Raw genomic sequence first — 18929 nt, 5'->3', positions numbered from 1 at the left:
TGACGGATCGGCTCAGCCCTCCAGCCGCAGCGCCAGTGCCGGACAGCGGCGTACGGCCCGCTGGGCCTGGCGGCGCAGCGACGGGGGGATCTCGGCGGAGCCGTGCGTGGGGTAGCCGTCCCGGCCGAGGGTGATGGCGTCGGGCACGACGCCCGCGCACAGTCCGTGCCCCTGGCACAGCGTCCAGTTGACCACCAGCCGCTCCTGCCGCTGCGGGGCTCCTTCCCGTACGGGCTCCGCGTCCGGAACCGGAAGGGCACCCCGTACGGGACGGCCGCAGCCGCGCCCCGCGGCGTGCTCCGCGAACTCGCCCGGGAACGCCGTCAGCGCCGAGTCCACGAAGCGTGCCGTGCCGTCCGGATGGCCGCACGCGCCCCGGCCCACCACGGCGGCGGCCCGTTCACGTACCGCTTCGAGCGCGTCCTGGCCGCCGCCGTCCAGCGCCCGGGCCAACGCCTCGGCCAGCGCGGGCAGTCCGAGCACGCACGGCCCGCACTGCCCTGCCGACTCGCGCGCCATCCAGCGGGCCACCCGTACGGTCTCGCCCGCCGGGCAGGTGTCCTCCGGCAGCGGAAGGACGGCCCCTGCGCCCAGCGTCGAGCCGAGCGCGGTGAGCGACTCCCGGGAGATCCGGGCCTGCCACGCGGACTGCGGGCCGAGCCAGCGGCCGTGATAGCCGCCGACCAGCACCCCCTGTCCGGGCCGCAGGCCGCACAGGCCCAGTACGTACGGCAGGGGCACACCCGTCGGCGCCTCCACGACCCGGCTGCCCGCGACGGTCAGCAGCACGGTGCCCGGCTCGTCGGGGAGGCCCGCCGTGCGGTACTCCAGGGCGCCCAGCCGTGCGGCGACGGCGAGTTGGGCGAAGGTCTCCGTGTTGGAGAGCAGCGTGGGCAGCCCGCCCAGACCGCTCTCGCTGCTGCGGACGCCGCGGCCGGAGGGCAGGGGCGCGAACTGGTTCAGCCCGTTGACGAGCGCCGACGACTCGCCCGTCACGAACCGTTCGGGCAGCCGCGTCACCCGCAGCCGTACGCCCTCCCGGCCGCGTTCGGCGATGGCCGCCCGTACCGACTGCTCGACGTCGCGGCGCACCACCCCCACATGGACTTCCTGCGCCCCCAGCCCGCGGGCCGTGAGCAGCGCGCCGTCCAGCACGAGATGCGGCGCGTACAGCAGCAGCGCCGTGTCCTTGAGGCAACTCGGCTCGCCCTCCGTGCCGTTGACGACCACGGCGGTACGTGCCTCGGGGCGGCGGCAGGCCGCCTCGATGACGGCGCGCAGCTTCCGTACGAAAGGGAAGCCCGCACCGCCCCTCCCGCGCAGCCCGGTGTTCTCGGCGAGGTCCACGAGCTCCTCGGGGCGCAGTTTCGGCAGCGAACCGTGCACGGTCAGATGGCCGACACGGTCGAGCCGTACGCCGTCGCCGAGCCCGGCGAGCAGCCGCGGCAGCCCGAACGCGGCGACGTCCGGCGCCGCTTCGGGGCGCCGGACCGGTACGGGGACGAGAGCCGCGGAGCCGGCCGGGACCGGGACGACAGAGGTCACTGCTGATTCCCTTCGGAGGTGCGCTGCCCCTCGGGGCGCGGGGCGTTGCGTTTCGGCGCGAGACGCAGGGCCAGCACCCCGGCCACCGCGAGCAGGCACAGCACGTACGAGGCGGCGACCCAGGGGCTCGCGGCGCGCCCGGACTTGAGTCCGTGCAGCAGCGCGAGCCCCCAGGCCGCGTAGGCGAGCATGTGCAGCGCCCGCCACCAGCGGGAGCGGCCACTGCGCGCGAACGCCCCGCGCACCGCGCCCGTGACCGCCACCGCCAGGAACAGATAGCCGGCGAGCGTGCCCAGCCCGATCAGCAGCGGCTGCGAACCGTCGGTGAACGGAACAGCCGCCCCCCGTAAGCCGGTTGACCCCATCGCGACCTTCACCCAGATGTGCAGGACGAGGAAGCCGAGACCGGCGACCGCCGTCCCCCGGTGCACGCCCTGCGCGATGAGCCGGTGCCCGGGGCCGAGCAGCTCCCGGTCGGTGGCCGCCAGCCCCCACAGCACGGTGACGGTCAGTGAGACCAGCGACAGCACGCCCGCACCGAAGTCGAGGAACGCCCAGACGCGGCCCAGCGAACCGCCGCTGACGGCGAGGAACAGCGCGAGCGCACACCCGAGGCCGAACGCGGCCTGGCGGCGCAGCGAGCCGTGCCCGCCGCGCACGGGGCCCCCGCCGGCCGGATCGCCGAGGAGGCCGGGCCCGCCGGGCGCACGTGGGGCGAGCGGCGCCCGCGAGGTGCGGGCTCGTGCCGTACGTGCCGGCCGGCGCGCACGGTGCGAACGGGAACTCAGGAGTTCTGGAGGGGACATCGGGGCTTCCGTATCTGCCGGTGCTCTCGCAGCGGGGCGGCCGGACGGCCGGTGCGGCGGCCGCCGGTTCCGGTGCCGGCCGGCTGGTCGGGGCGCCTGGTCGAGGCGGCTGCCGGGCGGCCGGAATGCGGTGGCCGGGGAGCCAGAAGCATCGCCGAACTGTCCGTTACCCATCCAGGATTTATCGTCCTGTGACAAATTCCTGTACTGGCGGCGCAGGGCCGCGGCGCGGCTGCCGATGATGCCGAACCAAGGGAAGCAGGGGGACCCCTCACCCCGCTGCCGGGCCGGGAAACCGGCCGCGGGGGCCACCTCCTCGGGCCTGACCGTCCCGTGCCGGGACAGGCCCGACCCGGCAGGAACGAGGTAGAGATGTGCGACCTTCTGAACCGCATCTGGTCACGACCACGGGGGGAGTGGACCCGAGTTCTGAGAAAGGAACTCCCCTCCCTCGCCGACAGGCTGGTGGAAGAGCTGCAGCACAGCATTCCGGCGATGTCGGCGCTGTTGCAGGACATCGAGCGCGAGGACGCCCAGTGGGCGATGGAGCAGGCACTCCTGTCGTCCCTCGGCTACCAGCACCGGGGCCCGCAGCACACCGGCCACATGAGCGCCGCGCTGCCGGTGCCCTCGGCGTCCGTGGCCCCCGCCGTCCCCATCGACCGGGCACGCCGTCAGCTCTTCACCGCCCTCACCGACGAACGCTCCACCTCCGAGCTGTCGTTGGCGGAGCTGGCACGCGCCGCCAGATGGCCGCTCCCCGAGACCGTGTGCGCCGTCGCGCTGGCCTCCCCCTGTGAGGCGCCGCAGCTCGCGGCGGCCCTCGGCAACGCGCTCGTCAGCCCCTTCGACGGCGAGCTGTGCCTGCTCGTGCCCGACCCCGAGGAGCACGCGGCGGCCGCGCTGGAGACCCTGCTGCGCGGCCGTACGGCAGCCGTCGGCCACACCGTGCCGCTCAACGACGCGGCCTCGTCGCTGCGTTGGGCCCGCCGGCTGCTGGAGGTCGCACCCCAGCACGCCGGGGGAGGAACCGGAACGGGAACGGGGACCGGAGCGGGAGCCGGACAACAGCGGGAACCCAAGGTGCTGTTCGTCGACGACCACCTGTCCCTGCTCCTTCTCCTCCAGGACGAATCCCTCACCCGCGCGCTCTCGGCGCGCTGGCTCGAACCCCTGGACGGGCTGACCCCGCGGCAGAGCGAACGGCTCGAAGTCACCCTGCTCGCCTGGCTGGAGGGCGGCGGCGCGCCCGAGGCGGCCCGCACGCTCCAGGTGCACCCGCAGACGGTGCGCTACCGCCTGCGCCAGATAGAGAAGCTCTTCGGCCCTTCGCTGCGCGACCCCCGTACCCGCTTCGAGCTGGAGATGACCCTGCGGGGTCGGCGCCTGCTGTCGCAGGTACGGCGCCGCCGCGCCCGCGCGGGACGGCGGTCGCGAACCGTGGTCTCGGGCACCGGCACCGTCCCCCTGGGCATAGCCCACGAGGCCCGAGTCAACGGCCTCTGAGCCCCGATAAGGGGCGCGGGGAACTGCGCAGTTAAGGGGCGCGGGGAACTGCGCACACCACACGCGGACCGCAGCCGCCGCTCCGGAGAAGGGGCGCGGGGAACGGCGCGAATAGGGGCGCGGGGAACTGCGCGGACGCGGCCACACGGACAACCGGCGGCCCCGGATCACGGAACCGGAACCGTGATCCGGGGCCGCCGTCCGCCCGGGCGGGACCGGAGGCGAAGCGGGGAGGGCCCCACCCGGGCTGTCAGGGCGCGCGGGTTGTCAGCGCACGCCGGGGCGGCGCGTCACCCGCACTTGCGCCCGGAGTTGATGCACCCGACCGCCTCCCGCATCAGCGCATCCGGCATCACGTTGATGAAGTCGCCGTGATCCGTGACCGGCTTGTGCAGCTGCTCGGGGAAGCTGTCGACCGCGAACGGCGTCTCGGCGGGCACCCCTTCACGCGGCACGTCGTACGTGATGCGCTGCTGGAGCTGCGGGATCGCCTTGAAGCCCGCGGGACACGAGCCGTCGTCCCCGGCGAAGGCGACATGGTCGCGGTGGTTGCCGCTGTCGGTGTTCTGCCCGTCCCAGCAGCTCTGGAAGTCGAACGTGCGGATCACCTTGCTGCCCTCGGGGCACAGCGGGTACTTGTCCGTCAACTGCCGGTCCTCGAAGCCCTCGCAGCTCCACGACGCGTTCGCGTTGGCGGTGCCGTTGGTGAAGGCCTTGGCGTCGCCGGTGATGATGCGCAGGAACCGCGGCATCTCCTCGACCTTGCTCACCGGGCTCCCCTTGAGGGTCAGCGACACGCTCGCGGGCCGCAGTACGGAGCCGACGTTCCCGTCGTGTGCGCCGCCCGGCTGGTGGCCGCCCTCCTGCTTGCCGTCCAGGGCGCGCAGCACGGGCCAATAGTGCGTGGACAGATCGCCGTTGGTGCAGGTTGTACCGGCCGCGGCGAGGCTCTCGTCGGTGGAGAAGCCGTCCGTCGACTCGTTGCCGACGTAGTCGTGCACGTGGTGGGCGCCGTTGCTCACGCCGGGGGCGGCGATGACGTTGTCGGAGTTGAAGTGGCCGTTCTCGTTGCGGCCGCAGTCCGAGGTGAACGTGCCCTTGGAGGCGCTGCCCTGCTCGTCCGGCTGCTGCGCGTTGGGCTCCACGTCCTTGATGTCGACGAAGTCCGCGGCGACGGGGCCGCCCTGCTGCTGACCGCCGTCTCCCTGACCGCCGTCCTGTCCCTGAGCCTGGCCCTGGTCCTGCCCTTGGTCCTGGCCGCCGTCCTGCCCTGCGTCCTGGCCCTGGTCCTGGCCGTCGTCCTGGCCCTGGCCGTCCTCGCCGTCTCCGGCGGGCGCCTCGGCCGGCGCCGTGGCCTGCGGGTCCTGCTTCATCTCGCAGCCCCGCATCTTCTCCAGCGCGTCCGGCCGGCGTTCCCCGCGCTGTGCGATGGCGTCCGCGATCCCGTCGATGGTCCCGGTCCGCTGCTGCTGCAGCTTCCGTAACACCGTTCCGGAGCCGCTGCCCTGCGGGAGCGCCGACAACTGCTCGTACGCGCCCGCGACTTGGCGGTCCAGCTTGGCCAGCCCCTTGGCGACGTCCGTACGGGCGCCGTCCGGCACGCGGTCCAGCTTCAGCCCGACGTCGGGGCAGGACACCGTGAACGCGGCGGGCGCGGCCCGCTGTTCGCCCCCCGTACCGTTCTCTTCCGTACCGCCCGGACCCGCGGAGGCGTTCGCGGCGATCACCGCGATGCCGCTGCCGCCGAGCACGAGGGCCGCGGCGATCGCGGCCACCTTGCTCGCGGTGCGCGGGCGGCGCTTGTGGGCCTGCTCTCTCATATGCCTTCTTCTCCCAGTCAGTTCAGCGCGGTCAGTTCAGCGCGCGGTCAGTGCAGCGCGTCGAAGTCGACGAGACCCGTGTCCTCCAGGACCGTGATGTGGTCGAGGACGACGGCGTTCGCGCGGGTCGCCAGCGAGCGCACCATCGCGTTCCGGCTGCGGTCCCTGACCAGTCCGACCAGCCCGAAGACCTTGCCGTGCGCGCGGCGCAGCAGATTGGTGAACAGCCGGTCGTACGCGCCGCCGCGGGCGGCTTCCATCTGGTCCAGCCAGCCGCGCTGTTGGGCGTTCGGCTGGTTGGGCAGCGTGATGCCCAGCGTCCGGCCGGCCTGGACGGCGCGCTTGTCCAGTTCGGTGTGGCCCTCGACGAGGTGGTCACCCGCGGTGCGGACGGCCTCCCGTGTGCCGCGCTCCTGCGCCTGCCGGCCTGAGGGCAGTTCCCACAGCCCGGCGAGCCGCACCTTCCGTACGAAGTCCCGGTCGAGCGGCGACAGCGGCCCGTACGGGGTGCTCACGGTGCCCCTGCCGTCGTCGTCCCAGCCCTCGCGGGCCGCGGCGGCGGAACGGTTGCCGGTGAACATGTGCACCGGCAGCAGCAGCGCGGTGAGCGTCGCCACCAGTGCCACCACGACGAGCGCCGTACCGACGGCGCGGCCGGACGTGAGATACCTGCCGAGGACGAACCGCAATGCGTGCTCCCTTCCGCGTCGACTCCCGGAGTGCGGAGACGCTATTGCGGGGCGGGTGTGCACTGCTGAGGCTTCGTCATCCCCTGACAAAGACCCCCACCCCCACCCACCCCCCTGCTACCTTGCGCGCCCACGCCTGACGCCTGGCCGAGCCCCTGTGCGGTCCGACGTGCCGCTGCGGCGGGGGAGTTGGGTGGCGCCCACCCCTTGTCCGCCGCAGCGGTACGTCGTGGAGCGGGTCGTTCCGGCGGTTCGAGCGGGGCTCGGGGTACGGGGCGGCGCCCCGCTGTCACCGCCGGCCGGTCACGCGGGCCGACTCGCCGCTGCGGCGGGGTGTCAGGGGCGGTTGGGGGTGTAGAGGGCGGTGATTTCTGTGGCGTAGCGGCGGACGGCCGCTGCGCGGCGCAGTTTCATGGAGGGCGTGAGCAACCCCGCGTCCTCCGTGAACTCGTGCGGCAGGATCCGGTATCCGCGGATCGCCTCGGACCGCGACACCGCGGAGTTCGCCCCCGCGACCGCGCGTCCGATCTCCCGTTCCAGGACCTCGTCCGGCACGCCCTCCCACTGCTCCAGCGCCTCGGGGTCGAGCGTGATGAGCGCCGTCACGTACGGCCGGTTGTCGCCGATCACGAGCGCCTGCGACACCAGCGGATGCGTCCGCAGCCGCTCCTCCAGCAGGTACGGGGAGACCGTGTTGCCGCCGCTGGTGACGATGACGTCCTTCTTGCGCCCGGTCAGCACGAGGTAGCCGTCGTCGTCGAGCCGCCCGGTGTCACCCGTCGCCAGCCAGCCGTCGAGCAGCCCCTCGCCCTCCGGTTCGTCCGGCTTCCCGGTGTACCCGGAGAAGAGCATCGGCCCGCGCACCCAGATCTCGCCGTCCTGCGCGATGTGCACCGCGGCCCCCGGCATGGGCCGGCCGACCGTGCCGAACCGCGGCCGCCCGGGAGGCTGCGCCGTGACGGCCGCCGTCGTCTCGGTGAGGCCGTACCCGTCGTACACGGTGATGCCCGCCCCGGCGAACGCCAGCCCGAGACGCCGGCTCAGCGGCGATCCCCCGGACACCACGTGCCGTGCCCTGCCGCCCAGCGCCTCCCGCAGCTTCCGGTGCACGAGCCGCTCGTGCATCGCGTGCCGGGCCCGCAGCCGGGTGCCGGGCCCGGGCCCGGCACCGTGGGCGTGCTGCTCGACGGCTTCCGCGTACCGCACGGCGACGTCCGTCGCGCGGTCGAAGAGCTGCCCGTGCCCGGCCCGTACGGCCGCGGCCCGCGCGCCGCTGTAGAGCTTCTCGAAGAGGTACGGGACGGCGAACAGGCTGGTCGGCGCGAACGAGCGGAGCGCCGGCAGCAGCGCGGCCGGAGCCGTCTCCGCCTGGTGTCCGATGAGGACGCCTCCCCGTACGCACAGCACGGTGACCATCAGCCCGTAGATGTGACACATCGGCAGGAACGCCAGCACGGAGGGCTGTTCGCCGGGCGCGGCCATCAGGTGCCGCCAGCCGGCGAGCAGGGTGTCGCACTCGAAGGCGAGCGCGGAGTGCCGTACGCCGCAGCCGCGCGGCTCGCCGGTGGTGCCGGACGTGTGCACGATGGCGGCCGTGCTGTCGGGCGTCACGGCGTACCGCCGCCGGTGCACCTCGTCGTCCGGGACGTGCCGGCCGCCCTCGGCCAACTCCCGTACGCAGCCCGCGTCCAGCTGCCACACGCGGCGCAGCGCGGGCAGCCCGTCGCAGGCCGTGCCGAGGGTCATGGCGTGGTCCTCGTCCTCGACGACGATCGCGGTGGCCCCGGACGCGGCCAGCACCCGGTGCAGTTGCGCCGCGGACGACGTCGGATAGACGGACACCACCTGGGCGCCGATCGACCACAGCGCGTGCGCGAACAGCGTCCACTCGTACCGCGTGCCGGACATGATGGCCACTCTGTCGCCGAAGGCGATCCCGCCGGCCAGCAGCCCCTTGGCGAGGGCGAGCACCTCGTCGCGGAAGCGGGCCGCGGTCATCTCCCGCCAGCCGCCGTGCTCTTCGCGCAGCGCGATCTGCGGCAGCCCCGGATCGCGCGCCGCGTTCTCGAAGACCGCGTCGGCCAGTCCGCCCGCGCGGAGCGGCTCCACGAGCGCCGGAACGCCGAAGTCCCGCACTCTCACGCCCCCTTGCCCCCTCGCCCCGTTGCGACACCGCGGCCACTGTCCGTGACCGTGACCGCAAAATACCGGCCACACAGTGCCAATGCCTAGTGCCTCTACGCATCCGTAACTTCGTGCGCATGCCGGGAGTTCCTTCAGCGACGGGAGTTGTGCACGTCCGGGACCGGGACGCCGGCTCCGGGCCGGCGGGGGACCACCCGGGGGACCACCGACGGGCGCGCGGAAGGGGCCGCCGCGCCCCGGTGCTCGTACGATCGCACCAGGGCGATCCCGCCCGGCCTGGCAGAACATACGTTCCCGTTCGAGCGGGCGGACATGGGAGAATCAAGTACGTGCGTTTTCTCAATGAACAGCGGCCCCCGTACGACCTCACGTACGACGACGTCTTCATGGTGCCCAACCGCTCGGCGGTCGGGTCCCGGCAGGGCGTGGACCTCTCCACCCCGGACGGGACGGGCACCACCATCCCGCTCGTGGTGGCCAACATGACGGCCATCGCCGGCCGCAGGATGGCCGAGACCGTCGCCCGCCGCGGCGGACTCGTGGTGATCCCGCAGGACATCCCGCTCGACGTCGTCACCGACGTCATCGGCTGGGTCAAGCAGCGGCACCACGTGCTCGACACCCCCATCACACTCCTGCCGACGCAGACCGTCGCCGACGCGCTGTCGCTGCTGCCCAAGCGGGCACACGGCGCGGGCGTCGTCACCGTCGACGGCAAGCCCGTCGGCATCGTCACCGAGTCGGACCTCACCGGCGTCGACCGGTTCACGCAGCTGTCCGAGGTGATGTCCCGCGAACTGCTGGTGCTGGACGCGGACATCGACCCGCGCGAGGCCTTCAACAGGCTGGACGCCGCGCACCGCAAGCTCGCCCCCGCCGTCGACGCCGACGGCCGGCTCGTCGGCATCCTCAGCCGCAAGGGCGCGCTGCGCGCCACGCTCTACACGCCCGCGGCCGACGCGGACGGCGGGCTGCGCGTCGCCGCCGCCGTCGGCATCAACGGCGATGTGGCGGGCCGCGCCAAGGCACTGCTCGCGGCCGGGGCCGACGCGCTCGTCGTGGACACGGCGCACGGCCACCAGGAGCGCATGATCGAGGCGCTGCACGCGGTGCGCGCCCTCGACCCGCAGGTGCCCGTCGTCGCCGGCAACGTCGTCGCCGCCGAGGGCGTCCGCGACCTCATCGAGGCCGGCGCGGACATCGTCAAGGTCGGCGTCGGCCCCGGCGCCATGTGCACCACGCGCATGATGACCGGCGTGGGCCGCCCGCAGTTCTCCGCCGTGCTGGAGTGCGCCGAGGAGGCCCGCAAGTACGGCAAGCACGTGTGGGCCGACGGCGGCGTGCGCCACCCGCGCGACGTGGCCATGGCCCTGGCGGCCGGCGCGTCGAACGTGATGGTGGGCTCCTGGTTCGCCGGGACGCACGAGTCGCCCGGCGACCTCCAGCAGACCGCGGACGGGCGGCTGTACAAGGAGTCCTTCGGCATGGCCTCCGCGCGCGCCGTGCGGAACCGCACCAGCGAGGAGTCGGCCTACGACCGGGCCCGCAAGGGCCTGTTCGAGGAGGGCATCTCCACCTCGCGGATGTTCATCGACCCGGCCCGCCCCGGCGTCGAGGACCTGATCGACTCGATCATCGCGGGCGTCCGCTCCTCCTGCACGTACGCGGGCGCGGGCTCCCTGGAGGAGTTCTCGGAGAAGGCCGTCATCGGCGTGCAGAGCGCCTCCGGCTACGCGGAGGGCAAGCCGCTGCACGCCAGTTGGTGACCCGCTGACGCGTCACGCCGACGGGCCGCCGGTACGGGATGCGGAGTCCTCCGCTCCCGTACCGGCGGCCCGCGCCGTGTGCTGCCATGGCCGCATGACCGCATACACGCGTGACGACCACCGCGGCACAGGTCCCGGAGAGATCACCCGCGACGGCTGCGCCGTCGAGATGTACGCCGGGCTCGGCGACCACGGCGAGACCGGCATCATCGCCGCCGCCGTCCCCCCGGGCGCCCGTACGCTGCTCGAACTCGGCTCCGGCGCGGGCCGGATGACCCGCCCGCTGCTGGCCCGCGGCTACGAGGTCACCGCCGTCGACGAGTCGCCGGGCATGCTGGAGCGGATCTCCGGCGCGCGCACCGTGTGCGGCAGCATCGAGGACCTCGTGCTCGGCGAGCGGTTCGACGTCGTCACGCTCACCTCCTTCCTGATCAACACCGCGGACCCGGTGACACGCGCCCGGCTGCTCGCCACCTGCTCGCGCCATGTGGCAGCGGACGGCTGCGTCGTCGTCCAGCGGCAGAGCGACACGAGGGACGGGGATCTCACCCCCGGCCGCTCCTGGGTCCGGGACGGCACGACCATCACCGTCGTCTCCGTCGACCCCGCGGGCGAGGGGGCCGTCCGCAGCTGCTTCCGCTACGAGAACGGCGGCCGCGTGTGGACGCAGACCTTCTACTCGTACCCACTGACCAGGAAAGACGTCGAACAGGCCCTGGACGGGGCCGGGTTGGCGTTGGACGCCTGGCTCACCGACGACGGCAGCTGGGTGCGCGCCGTCCCCACACCCTGAACGATCTTGCGTAAGACGGCGATCCGCGCAACGGATCGCCGTACACGCGCAAGAACCCCCCATTACCCGCCGCCGTCACCTGCTCGTAAGGTCAAGCGTCACGTGTGATCACCCCAAACACGCGTGAGCACGCTTCCGGCCGCCCGGCCCCCGCCGTCCCCGCGGGGCCCGGGGGCCGCACCTCCCCCCGGATACCGCAGGACGAGCAAGGAGACCGCACCGTGCTGGACCAAGGCGCCGCCCCATCCGCCCCACCACCCGCGCCGCGCCCCACAGGGCGCTCCACGGCACAGCTGTGGCGCCGTAAGCCCGTCGAACGACTCGTCGCCGAGAGCGGTCAGGGCTCGGGCGGCGCACTCCGCCGCTCGATGGGCATGTGGCAGCTGACGATGCTCAGCATCGGCGCCACCCTGGGCACCGGCATCTTCGTCGTGCTCGGCGAGGCCGTCCCGGACGCCGGACCCGCCGTCGTCGTCTCCTTCCTCATCGCCGGAGTCACCGCCCTCTTCTCGGCGCTGTCCTACGCCGAACTCGCGGGCACCATCCCGGTGTCCGGTTCCTCCTACTCGTACGCGTACGCCACCCTCGGCGAGCTCGTCGCCTGGGTGTGCGGCTGGTGTCTGCTGCTGGAGTACGGGGTGTCGGTCGCCGCCGTCGCCGTCGGCTGGGGCCAGTACCTCAACGAACTGCTGCACGGCACTCTCGGGATCACCATCCCCGAGGCCGTCGCCGCACCGCCCGGTGAGGGCGGCCTGTTCAACCTGCCCGCACTGCTCGTCGTACTGCTCGCCATGGTCTTCCTGCTCGGCGGCGCCAAGGAGAGCGCCCGCGCGAACGCCGTCATGGTCGCCGTGAAGATCGCCGCGCTGCTGCTGTTCTGCGGCGTCGCCTTCGCCGGCATCCGCGCCGGGAACTACGCGCCGTTCATGCCGCTGGGCATGGCCGGGGTCAGCGCCGCGGGCGCCACGCTCTTCTTCTCGTACATCGGCTTCGACGCCGCCTCCACCGCCGGCGAAGAGGCCCGCGACGCGCAGCGCGACCTGCCGCGCGCCATCCTGCTCTCCCTCGGCATCGTCACCTTCCTCTACTGCCTGGTCGCCGCCGTCGCCGTCGGCGCCCTGCCCTGGCAGCAGTTCGAAGGCACGGAGGCAGCGCTCGCCGGCATCCTGCACCACGTCACAGGACAGGGCTTCTGGCCCGTACTGCTCGCCTTCGGCGCCGTCGTCGCCATCGCCTCCGTCGTCCTGACCGTGCTGTACGGACAGACCCGCATCCTGTTCGCCATGTCCCGCGACGGGCTGGTCCCGAAGGTCTTCTCGAAGGTGCACCCGCGCACGGGAGCCCCGCGCGCCAACACCGTCATCGTGTCGCTCTTCTGCGGCCTGCTCGCCGCCGCCGTGCCGCTCGGCAGCCTCGCCGACGCCACCAGCATCGGCACCCTGTTCGCCTTCGCGCTCGTCAACGTCTCCGTCATCGTGCTGCGCCGCACCCGGCCCGCCATGCGGCGCACCTTCCGCGTGCCGCTCTCCCCGCTCTTCCCGCTGATCGGCCTCGCGCTGTGCCTGTGGATGATGGGCAGCCTGGACGCCGCGACCTGGACGGTCTTCGGGATCTGGATGGCCGTGGGGCTCGTGGTGTACTTCGGGTTCGGGATGCGCCGCTCCCGCCTCAACACCGAGCACAGCTCCGAACAGACCGCGCCGGCCGGCCCGGCGGAGCCGACGGAGGAGTGACCCGCACGCCGTGCCGCTGAACGAACTGGACGAGCGCATCGTCCACGCCCTCGCCGAGGACGCCCGCCGCACCTACGCCGACATCGGCGCCGAGGTCGGGCTCTCCGCACCCGCCGTCAAACGCCGCGTGGACCGGCTGCGGGAACAGGGCGCCATCACCGGATTCACCGTCCGCGTGGACCCGGCGGCCCTCGGCTGGGAGACGGAGGGCTACATCGAGATGTACTGCCGCTCCAAGACCTCGCCCGAGGACATCCACCGCGCCCTGACCCGCTACCCGGAGGTGGCCTCCGCCTCCACCGTCACCGGCGACGCCGACGCCATCGTGCAGGTCTACGCCGCCGACATGCGGCACTTCGAGCAGGTGCTGGAACGCATAGCGGGCGAACCGTTCGTGGAGCGCACGAAGTCGGTCCTCGTCCTGTCACCCCTGCTGCGCCGCTACACGTCCGGCCCGCCCGCCTGACAGGTCCGCCCTCCTGACGTCGCGTCAGGAGGGCGGACCCGCGGTCAGGCCGCTCCGGGAGCGCTCAGCGCCTCCCGGGTACGGGGGCCGAACTCGCCGTCCGTATCCCCCTGGACGCCGTGCGCCGCCTGGAAACGGAACACGGACTCCTGCACGAGGGTCGAGAAGACCCCGTCCTCCGGGGCGTCCCCGGCGAGGAAGTCCACCTGCTTCAGGCGGCGCTGCAACTGCGCCACCTCCGGGCCCGCGTCGCCCACGCGCAGCGTGCCGCGGGGCAGCGCGACGGCCTGCCCCGCGGGGCCCGGGCCTGTCCCTTCCTGGGCCTTGCCGTCTGTGGAGCCGCTGCTTCCTGAATCGCGCGGGCCGGAGGGGCGGGTGGTGTCACGGTCGGCCCGCTTCTCGTGAGAGCCCGCGCCGTGACCGGGCCGGCCCGCCCCCTCGGAGGGGCCCGGTGACGGCTCGGCCCCTGCCGGGCCGGACGGCGCGGGAGAGGCCGAGTGTGTGCCGGGGTGGTGTTCCGGTGCGCCGGGAGAGCTCCCGGACACGGCACGGTCCGCGCCGGAGTCCCGCTGCACCGTGAACAGCCCGCCACCCAGGACCACTGCCGTCGCGGCCGCGGTGAGGGCCACGACCAGGGGCCTCCGCCCGCGCCGTGAGAGCCGCGGACGGCGTCTCCGGCCCGCGCCTTTGCGGGCGGGGGTGCGGCGGGGCGGGGGGAGGGGTCCGGTTCGCTGTGTACGGGTCGAAGCGGCGGCGGATGCCGGGCCCTCGGGGTCCGAATCACCCCAGAACATGGGCAGTTCAGCGGCCGGGAACGGCTCCGCGGCGACAACCGGTACGGGCTCCGGGACCTCCGCGTGGTTCCGGGTGCCCACGTCCGGGAGTTCGGCGTAGGGGCGGATGTGCATCGGATCCACCTCGTCGGCCGGGAAGGGGCCCGCACAGCCGCACGCCTCCCGCCCAGCGGCGGCGGCCAGTTCGGCCCCGCAGTCCGCGCAGCAGTACGGGGCCGTCACCGGTCACCCCGGAACGGGTCCCGGACGTGCAGCGGGGCACGTCCGGGGTGGCGGGGGTGGCGGCGGCCGGTCGCGGGGGTCTTCAACGGGGGCTCCACTGGCTGTACGTCTTGATCATGAGCGCCGGCACTGGCTGCCCGGCGCGGCCATCCTGTCCCCCCGCGGACCCCTCCACGAGCCCGAACAGTGGATCTTCAGCCCCCGTTATGCCTCCCTTGAACTTTTGCCCCCATGGGGGCGGCGCGGGTGCGGGTCCCCCGTGTGGGGTGCGGGTCCCTGTGCGGGCGCCGGTCCGGTGTGCCCACCCGTCCCGCCCTCTGGGCGGACCGCCGTCCATGCCTGGGCGGGGCGCGGCTCTGGCGGGGTCTGGGGCGGAGCCCCGGTCTTTCGTGCGCAGCGCGGCTGGGGTCCGGGGAGGGACCTCGGCTCCCCCTCTTCCCTGCCCGCAGGGCAGGGCTGGGGGCCGGGGCGGAGCCCTGGAAGAAACGGGTAGGGGCGGGTCTGGGGCTCAACCCCTCACGGCGGCGCGTGCGTTGGGGGCGGGGTGCGGAACCCTGCGCGGGTGCGGCCCGGTGTGCCCACCCGTTCCGCCCCCAAGGGCGGACCAGCTGCCCACACCGGGGTGCGGGCGGCGTGCCCACACCGGGGCGGGGGCCGTACCCCGCACACCGCACAGCGCGAGCGTCACCGCCCCGCGCGAGCGACCACGCAACGGATCGTCGGCCCCGAGCAACGTCGCGCAACAGACAGGGGTCGAACGCGCAACGGAGACGCCTTGTACGCCACCGAAGGCGAACCGTACTGTCAAAGCGTCCCCCTCGAACGTTCCTTCATGACTCCTGCCCGAGGTTCCATGACGCCGCTGCGCACCGCGCTGTACCAGGGCCCCGCGGGGCTCGCCGCCTTCGACGCCGTGGCCGCCCGTGCCGCGGCACAGGGCGCCCGCCTGCTGGTGACCCCCGAACTGTCGCTGACCGGCTACGCGTTGGGCGACCGCGTCCACGAGCTCGCCGAGCCCGCCGACGGGCCCGGCGCCGAAGCGGTCGCCGCCGTCGCCGCCCGGCACGGCATCGCGATCGCCTACGGCTTCCCCGAGCGCGACGGCCCGCACGTCTTCAACTCCGTCCAGCTGACGGGCCCCGACGGCACCCGCCTCGCCCTCTACCGCAAGACGCACCTCTACGGCGGCTACGAGACGGACAACTTCGTCCCCGGCGACCGGCTCGTCGTCCAGGCGGACCTGCACGGGACCCGGATCGGGCTGCTGGTCTGCTACGACGTGGAGTTCCCGGAGGCCGTCCGGGCGCACGCGCTGGCCGGCACCGAGCTGCTGCTGGTTCCGACCGCGCTGATGCGCCCGTATGACTTCGTCCCGCGCACGCTGGTGCCGGCCCGCGCCTGGGAGAGCCAGCTGTTCGTCGCGTACGCCAACCGCACGGGACCGGAGGGGGAGTTCGACTTCGCCGGGCTGAGCTGCCTGGCCGCGCCCGACGGTACGGAGCCGGCCCGGGCCGGGCGCGAGGAGACGCTGCTCGTCGCCGACGCCGACCCGGCGGTGACCGCCGCGGCCCGCGAGGGCAACCCGTACCTCGCCGACCGCCGCCCCGGCCTGTACGCGGCCGCCGCCCGCACCGGGGACGCCCCGGAGGCCCCGGCCGGCGTCAGGTAACTCCCGCGCGGGGCACGGCAGTCCGGCCCCGCGCACACGGTCCGCCCGCTCCACCGCAGAACCCGCACCCGTACCCGCACCCCGTCACGCTCCCAGCCGGCACACCCGCAGGCCGGCACACCCGCGCACACCCCGCACGCCCGCCCCACCGGCGCGCCCGCGCCCACCCGAACCGCCACGCGCCACCCGCCACCCGCACGACCTTCGCAAGGAGACCCGCGCCCCATGACGTCCACGGTGCCGTCCGCCGTTCCCGACGAGCAGCACGCCGCGGCCCACGAGCCGCCGCCCGTCACCATGTTCGGCCCGGACTTCCCCTTCGCCTACGACGACTACCTCGGCCACCCCGCGGGCCTCGGCTCGGTGCCCGCCACCGAACACGGCACCGAGGTCGCCGTGATCGGCGGCGGTCTGTCCGGGCTCGTCACCGCGTACGAGCTGATGAAGGCCGGTCTCAAGCCCGTCGTGTACGAGGCGGACCAGCTCGGCGGCCGGCTGCGCACCGCGCACTTCGAGGGCCACGGCCCCGAACTCACCGCCGAGATGGGCGCGATGCGCTTCCCGCCGTCCTCCACGGCGCTGCAGCACTACATCGACCTGACCGGGCTGGAGACCACGCCGTTCCCCAACCCGCTGGCCCCGGACACCCCGTCCACCGTCGTCGACCTCAAGGGCGAGTCGCACTACGCCGAGACCCTCGACGACCTTCCGCCCGTCTACCACCAGGTGATGGACGCGTGGAACGCCTGCCTGGAGGAGGGCGCCGACTTCAGCGCTCTGCAGCAGGCGATACGCGAGCGGGACGTGGACCGCATCCGCGAACTGTGGGCGCCGCTCGTCGAGAAGCTCGACAACCAGACCTTCTACGGCTACCTCTGCGACTCCCCGGCGTTCGCGTCCTTCCGGCACCGGGAGATCTTCGGTCAGGTCGGCTTCGGCACCGGCGGCTGGGACACCGACTTCCCCAACTCCATTCTGGAGATCCTCCGCGTCGTCTACACCGGCGCGGACGACGACCACCGCAGCATCGTCGGCGGCAGCCAGCAGCTCCCGCTGCGCCTGTGGGAACGCGCCCCCGAGAAGATCACGCACTGGGCGCAGGGCACCTCCCTCGCCGGTCTGCACCCGGACGGGCAGCCCCGCCCGGCCGTGACCCGGCTGCACCGTACGGCGGGCAACCGCATCACCGTCACGGACGCGGACGGCGACATCCGTACGTACAGGGCGGCCGTGTTCACCGCCCAGTCGTGGATGCTGCTCAGCAAGATCGAGTGTGACGACTCGCTGCTGCCGATCGACCACTGGACGGCGGTCGAGCGCACCCACTACATGGAGTCCAGCAAGCTGTTCGTGCCCGTCGACCGGCCGTTCTGGCTCGACAAGGCTGTTGACGCCAACGGCGTCGAGACCGGCCGGGACACGATGAGCATGACGCTCACCGACCGGATGACGCGCGGCACTTACCTGCTGGACGAGGGCGGCCCGGACCGTCCCGCCTCGATCTGCCTCTCGTACACCTGGTGCGACGACAGCCTCAAGTGGCTGCCGCTGGACGCCCACGAGCGGATGGAGGTCATGCTCAAGTCGCTCGGCGAGATCTATCCCGGCGTCGACATCCGCAAGCACATCACCGGCAACCCGGTGACCGTCTCCTGGGAGAACGAGCCCTACTTCATGGGCGCCTTCAAGGCGAACCTGCCGGGCCACTACCGGTACCAGCGGCGGCTGTTCACCCACTTCATGCAGGACACGCTGCCCGCCGACCGGCGCGGACTGTTCCTCGCCGGCGACGACATCTCGTGGACGGCGGGCTGGGCCGAGGGCGCCGTACAGACCGCGCTGAACGCCGTCTGGGGCGTGCTGCACCACCTCGGCGGCTCCACCGACCCGGGCAACCCGGGTCCTGGCGACGTCTACGACCGGATCGCCCCGGTGGAACTCCCCGAGGACTGACGGCCGTTGGGGCCCGCCGGGATTCCGCTCCCGACGGGCCCTGTACGCGTCTCCACCGGGGGCCTACACGCCCGCGTCCCGCGCCGCCTTCCGCAGCGCCTCCCCCTTCTCGATCAGCTCCGTCACGTCCGCGGAGTCGGTCTGCGTGTCCAGCAGCACCTCGTCCACCCCGGCCGCGGCGGCGCCGCGCAGATCGTCCACGATCTGCTCCAGGCTGCCGGTGTACGTCATCCGGTCGCCGCCCAGCGGCCTGTCGGAGAGCTGCACGGAGGCCCGCACCGTGACGGAGAACCGGTGGTCCGAACGGCCCTCCTCCGCCGCCAGTTCGGCGATCCGCCCCCTGGTCGCCCGCACCTGCTCGTTCGTCACGTACGACGGCAGCCACCCGTCGGCCCGCCTCACCAGCCGCCGCAGCGCCCGGTCGTTGCCGGCCGCCAGCAGCACGGGGATGCGCCCGGCCGGTTTCGGGCCGATCGCGCTCGGGTTGAACCGCGTGCGCTTCCCCTCGTACGCGGGCACCGGGTCGGAGCCCCACACGCGGGCGCACACGTCCAGCAGTTCGTCGAGGCCGGCCCCGCGCCCCGCGTGATCGGCGCCGGCCGCCGCGTACTCGTCGCGGGACCAGCCCGTACCCAGCCCGGCCACGACCCGGCCGCCGCTCGCCGCGTCCAGTGAGCCCAGCGCCCGTGCCAGCAGGAACGGCTGGTGCAGCGAGCCCACGAGCACCGCAGTGCCCAGCCGCACCCGGCCGGTGACGGCCGCCGCCATCGACAGGGTGACCAGCGGATCGGCGACGGAGCGGAACCAGTCGGCCCACGGCTGGCCCGGGATCAAGTACATGTCGTCGACGGGCTGTTCGGGGCGCATGATCCGCTCCAGAACCCACACGCTGTCGTATCCGGCGTCCTCGGCGGCCCGCGCCGCCGACGTCACATCGTGCTGCGGGTCGTACGTGCCCGTCTGCGGCAGCCCGAGGCCGAGTCGCAACGCCATGGTTCCTCCCTCACCTTCCGCTTCCGCGC

14 protein-coding genes are annotated in these 18929 nt (G+C 73.5%); 7 read left to right on the top strand and 7 right to left on the bottom strand.

Features of this window, described 5'->3' with window-relative positions; all coding sequences use genetic code 11:
• Positions 1-12 precede the first annotated feature (12 nt).
• Together AC3AGO_RS06940 and AC3AGO_RS06935 are read right to left on the bottom strand one after the other, a co-directional pair.
• On the bottom strand, positions 13-1545 hold the full coding sequence (locus AC3AGO_RS06940; RefSeq protein ID WP_487819242.1) for an NADH-ubiquinone oxidoreductase-F iron-sulfur binding region domain-containing protein: 1533 nt from the start codon (positions 1543-1545) through the stop codon (positions 13-15).
• A complete protein-coding gene (locus AC3AGO_RS06935) occupies positions 1542-2204 on the bottom strand; it encodes a ferric reductase-like transmembrane domain-containing protein (protein WP_487819241.1) in 663 nt (220 codons plus the stop codon). The genes AC3AGO_RS06940 and AC3AGO_RS06935 overlap by 4 nt, the downstream gene beginning before the upstream one ends.
• 519 nt (positions 2205-2723) lie before the next feature.
• Between AC3AGO_RS06935 and AC3AGO_RS06930 the strand changes: the two genes are divergently transcribed.
• A complete protein-coding gene (locus tag AC3AGO_RS06930; protein WP_487819240.1) occupies positions 2724-3857 on the top strand; it encodes a PucR family transcriptional regulator in 1134 nt (377 codons plus the stop codon).
• Between the two features lie 290 nt (positions 3858-4147).
• On the opposite strand, the gene AC3AGO_RS06925 is transcribed toward AC3AGO_RS06930, so the two are convergent.
• The 3 genes from AC3AGO_RS06925 to AC3AGO_RS06915 all read right to left on the bottom strand — a co-directional run bounded on the left by AC3AGO_RS06925 (position 4148) and on the right by AC3AGO_RS06915 (position 8502).
• Positions 4148-5677, bottom strand: coding sequence for a DUF1996 domain-containing protein (locus AC3AGO_RS06925; protein WP_487819239.1), 1530 nt, complete (start codon positions 5675-5677; stop codon positions 4148-4150).
• 47 nt (positions 5678-5724) lie between these two features.
• The gene (locus tag AC3AGO_RS06920) at positions 5725-6366 is read right to left on the bottom strand and encodes a DUF4142 domain-containing protein (protein ID WP_487819238.1); all 642 of its coding nucleotides are present in this window, start codon (positions 6364-6366) and stop codon (positions 5725-5727) included.
• 336 nt (positions 6367-6702) lie between these two features.
• Positions 6703-8502: an AMP-dependent synthetase/ligase gene (locus AC3AGO_RS06915; RefSeq protein WP_487824562.1), complete on the bottom strand. Its 1800-nt coding sequence runs from the start codon at positions 8500-8502 to the stop codon at positions 6703-6705.
• A 338-nt stretch (positions 8503-8840) separates the two neighbouring features.
• Here AC3AGO_RS06915 and AC3AGO_RS06910 point away from each other — a divergent pair, with 338 nt between their 5' ends.
• The 4 genes from AC3AGO_RS06910 to AC3AGO_RS06895 all read left to right on the top strand — a co-directional run bounded on the left by AC3AGO_RS06910 (position 8841) and on the right by AC3AGO_RS06895 (position 13269).
• On the top strand, positions 8841-10277 hold the full coding sequence (locus AC3AGO_RS06910; protein ID WP_487819237.1) for a GuaB1 family IMP dehydrogenase-related protein: 1437 nt from the start codon (positions 8841-8843) through the stop codon (positions 10275-10277).
• 94 nt (positions 10278-10371) lie between these two features.
• Complete coding sequence (locus AC3AGO_RS06905) at positions 10372-11070, top strand: class I SAM-dependent methyltransferase (protein ID WP_487819236.1); 699 nt, start codon at positions 10372-10374, stop codon at positions 11068-11070.
• Between the two features lie 221 nt (positions 11071-11291).
• Positions 11292-12803 carry an amino acid permease gene (locus tag AC3AGO_RS06900; RefSeq protein ID WP_487819235.1) on the top strand — a complete coding sequence of 504 codons (1512 nt, stop codon included), beginning with the start codon at positions 11292-11294 and terminating at the stop codon, positions 12801-12803.
• A gap of 10 nt (positions 12804-12813) precedes the next feature.
• Complete coding sequence (locus tag AC3AGO_RS06895) at positions 12814-13269, top strand: Lrp/AsnC family transcriptional regulator (RefSeq protein ID WP_487819234.1); 456 nt, start codon at positions 12814-12816, stop codon at positions 13267-13269.
• Between the two features lie 44 nt (positions 13270-13313).
• Here AC3AGO_RS06895 and AC3AGO_RS06890 read toward each other — a convergent pair whose 3' ends face one another.
• Complete coding sequence (locus tag AC3AGO_RS06890) at positions 13314-13898, bottom strand: peptidoglycan-binding domain-containing protein (protein WP_487819233.1); 585 nt, start codon at positions 13896-13898, stop codon at positions 13314-13316.
• Between the two features lie 1240 nt (positions 13899-15138).
• On the opposite strand from AC3AGO_RS06890, the gene AC3AGO_RS06885 reads away from it, so the two are divergent.
• Together AC3AGO_RS06885 and AC3AGO_RS06880 are read left to right on the top strand one after the other, a co-directional pair.
• Positions 15139-15954: a carbon-nitrogen hydrolase family protein gene (locus AC3AGO_RS06885; protein ID WP_487824561.1), complete on the top strand. Its 816-nt coding sequence runs from the start codon at positions 15139-15141 to the stop codon at positions 15952-15954.
• Positions 15955-16179: 225 nt separating this feature from the next.
• A complete protein-coding gene (locus AC3AGO_RS06880) occupies positions 16180-17907 on the top strand; it encodes a flavin monoamine oxidase family protein (RefSeq protein WP_487819232.1) in 1728 nt (575 codons plus the stop codon).
• A gap of 63 nt (positions 17908-17970) precedes the next feature.
• Here the strand turns inward: AC3AGO_RS06880 and AC3AGO_RS06875 are convergent, their stop codons facing one another.
• Positions 17971-18900 (bottom strand): TIGR03619 family F420-dependent LLM class oxidoreductase, encoded by a 930-nt coding sequence (locus AC3AGO_RS06875; protein WP_487819231.1) that lies wholly within the window; start codon positions 18898-18900, stop codon positions 17971-17973.
• Positions 18901-18929 lie beyond the last annotated feature (29 nt).

Source organism: Streptomyces sp. BL1 (genome assembly GCF_057628045.1).
The sequence above is the reverse complement of the archived record's forward strand: the minus strand, read 5'-3'. Positions and strand labels throughout refer to the sequence as shown.

Excerpts from the sequence above, each read along its gene's own strand:
- AC3AGO_RS06905 (WP_487819236.1), top strand. The coding sequence starts at position 10,372 with ATGACCGCATACACGCGTGACGACCACCGCGGCACAGGTCCCGGAGAG.
- AC3AGO_RS06875 (WP_487819231.1), bottom strand. The coding sequence starts at position 18,900 with ATGGCGTTGCGACTCGGCCTCGGGCTGCCGCAGACGGGCACGTACGAC.
- AC3AGO_RS06885 (WP_487824561.1), top strand. The coding sequence starts at position 15,139 with ATGACGCCGCTGCGCACCGCGCTGTACCAGGGCCCCGCGGGGCTCGCC.
- AC3AGO_RS06930 (WP_487819240.1), top strand. The coding sequence starts at position 2,724 with ATGTGCGACCTTCTGAACCGCATCTGGTCACGACCACGGGGGGAGTGG.
- AC3AGO_RS06925 (WP_487819239.1), bottom strand. The coding sequence starts at position 5,677 with ATGAGAGAGCAGGCCCACAAGCGCCGCCCGCGCACCGCGAGCAAGGTG.
- AC3AGO_RS06880 (WP_487819232.1), top strand. The coding sequence starts at position 16,180 with ATGACGTCCACGGTGCCGTCCGCCGTTCCCGACGAGCAGCACGCCGCG.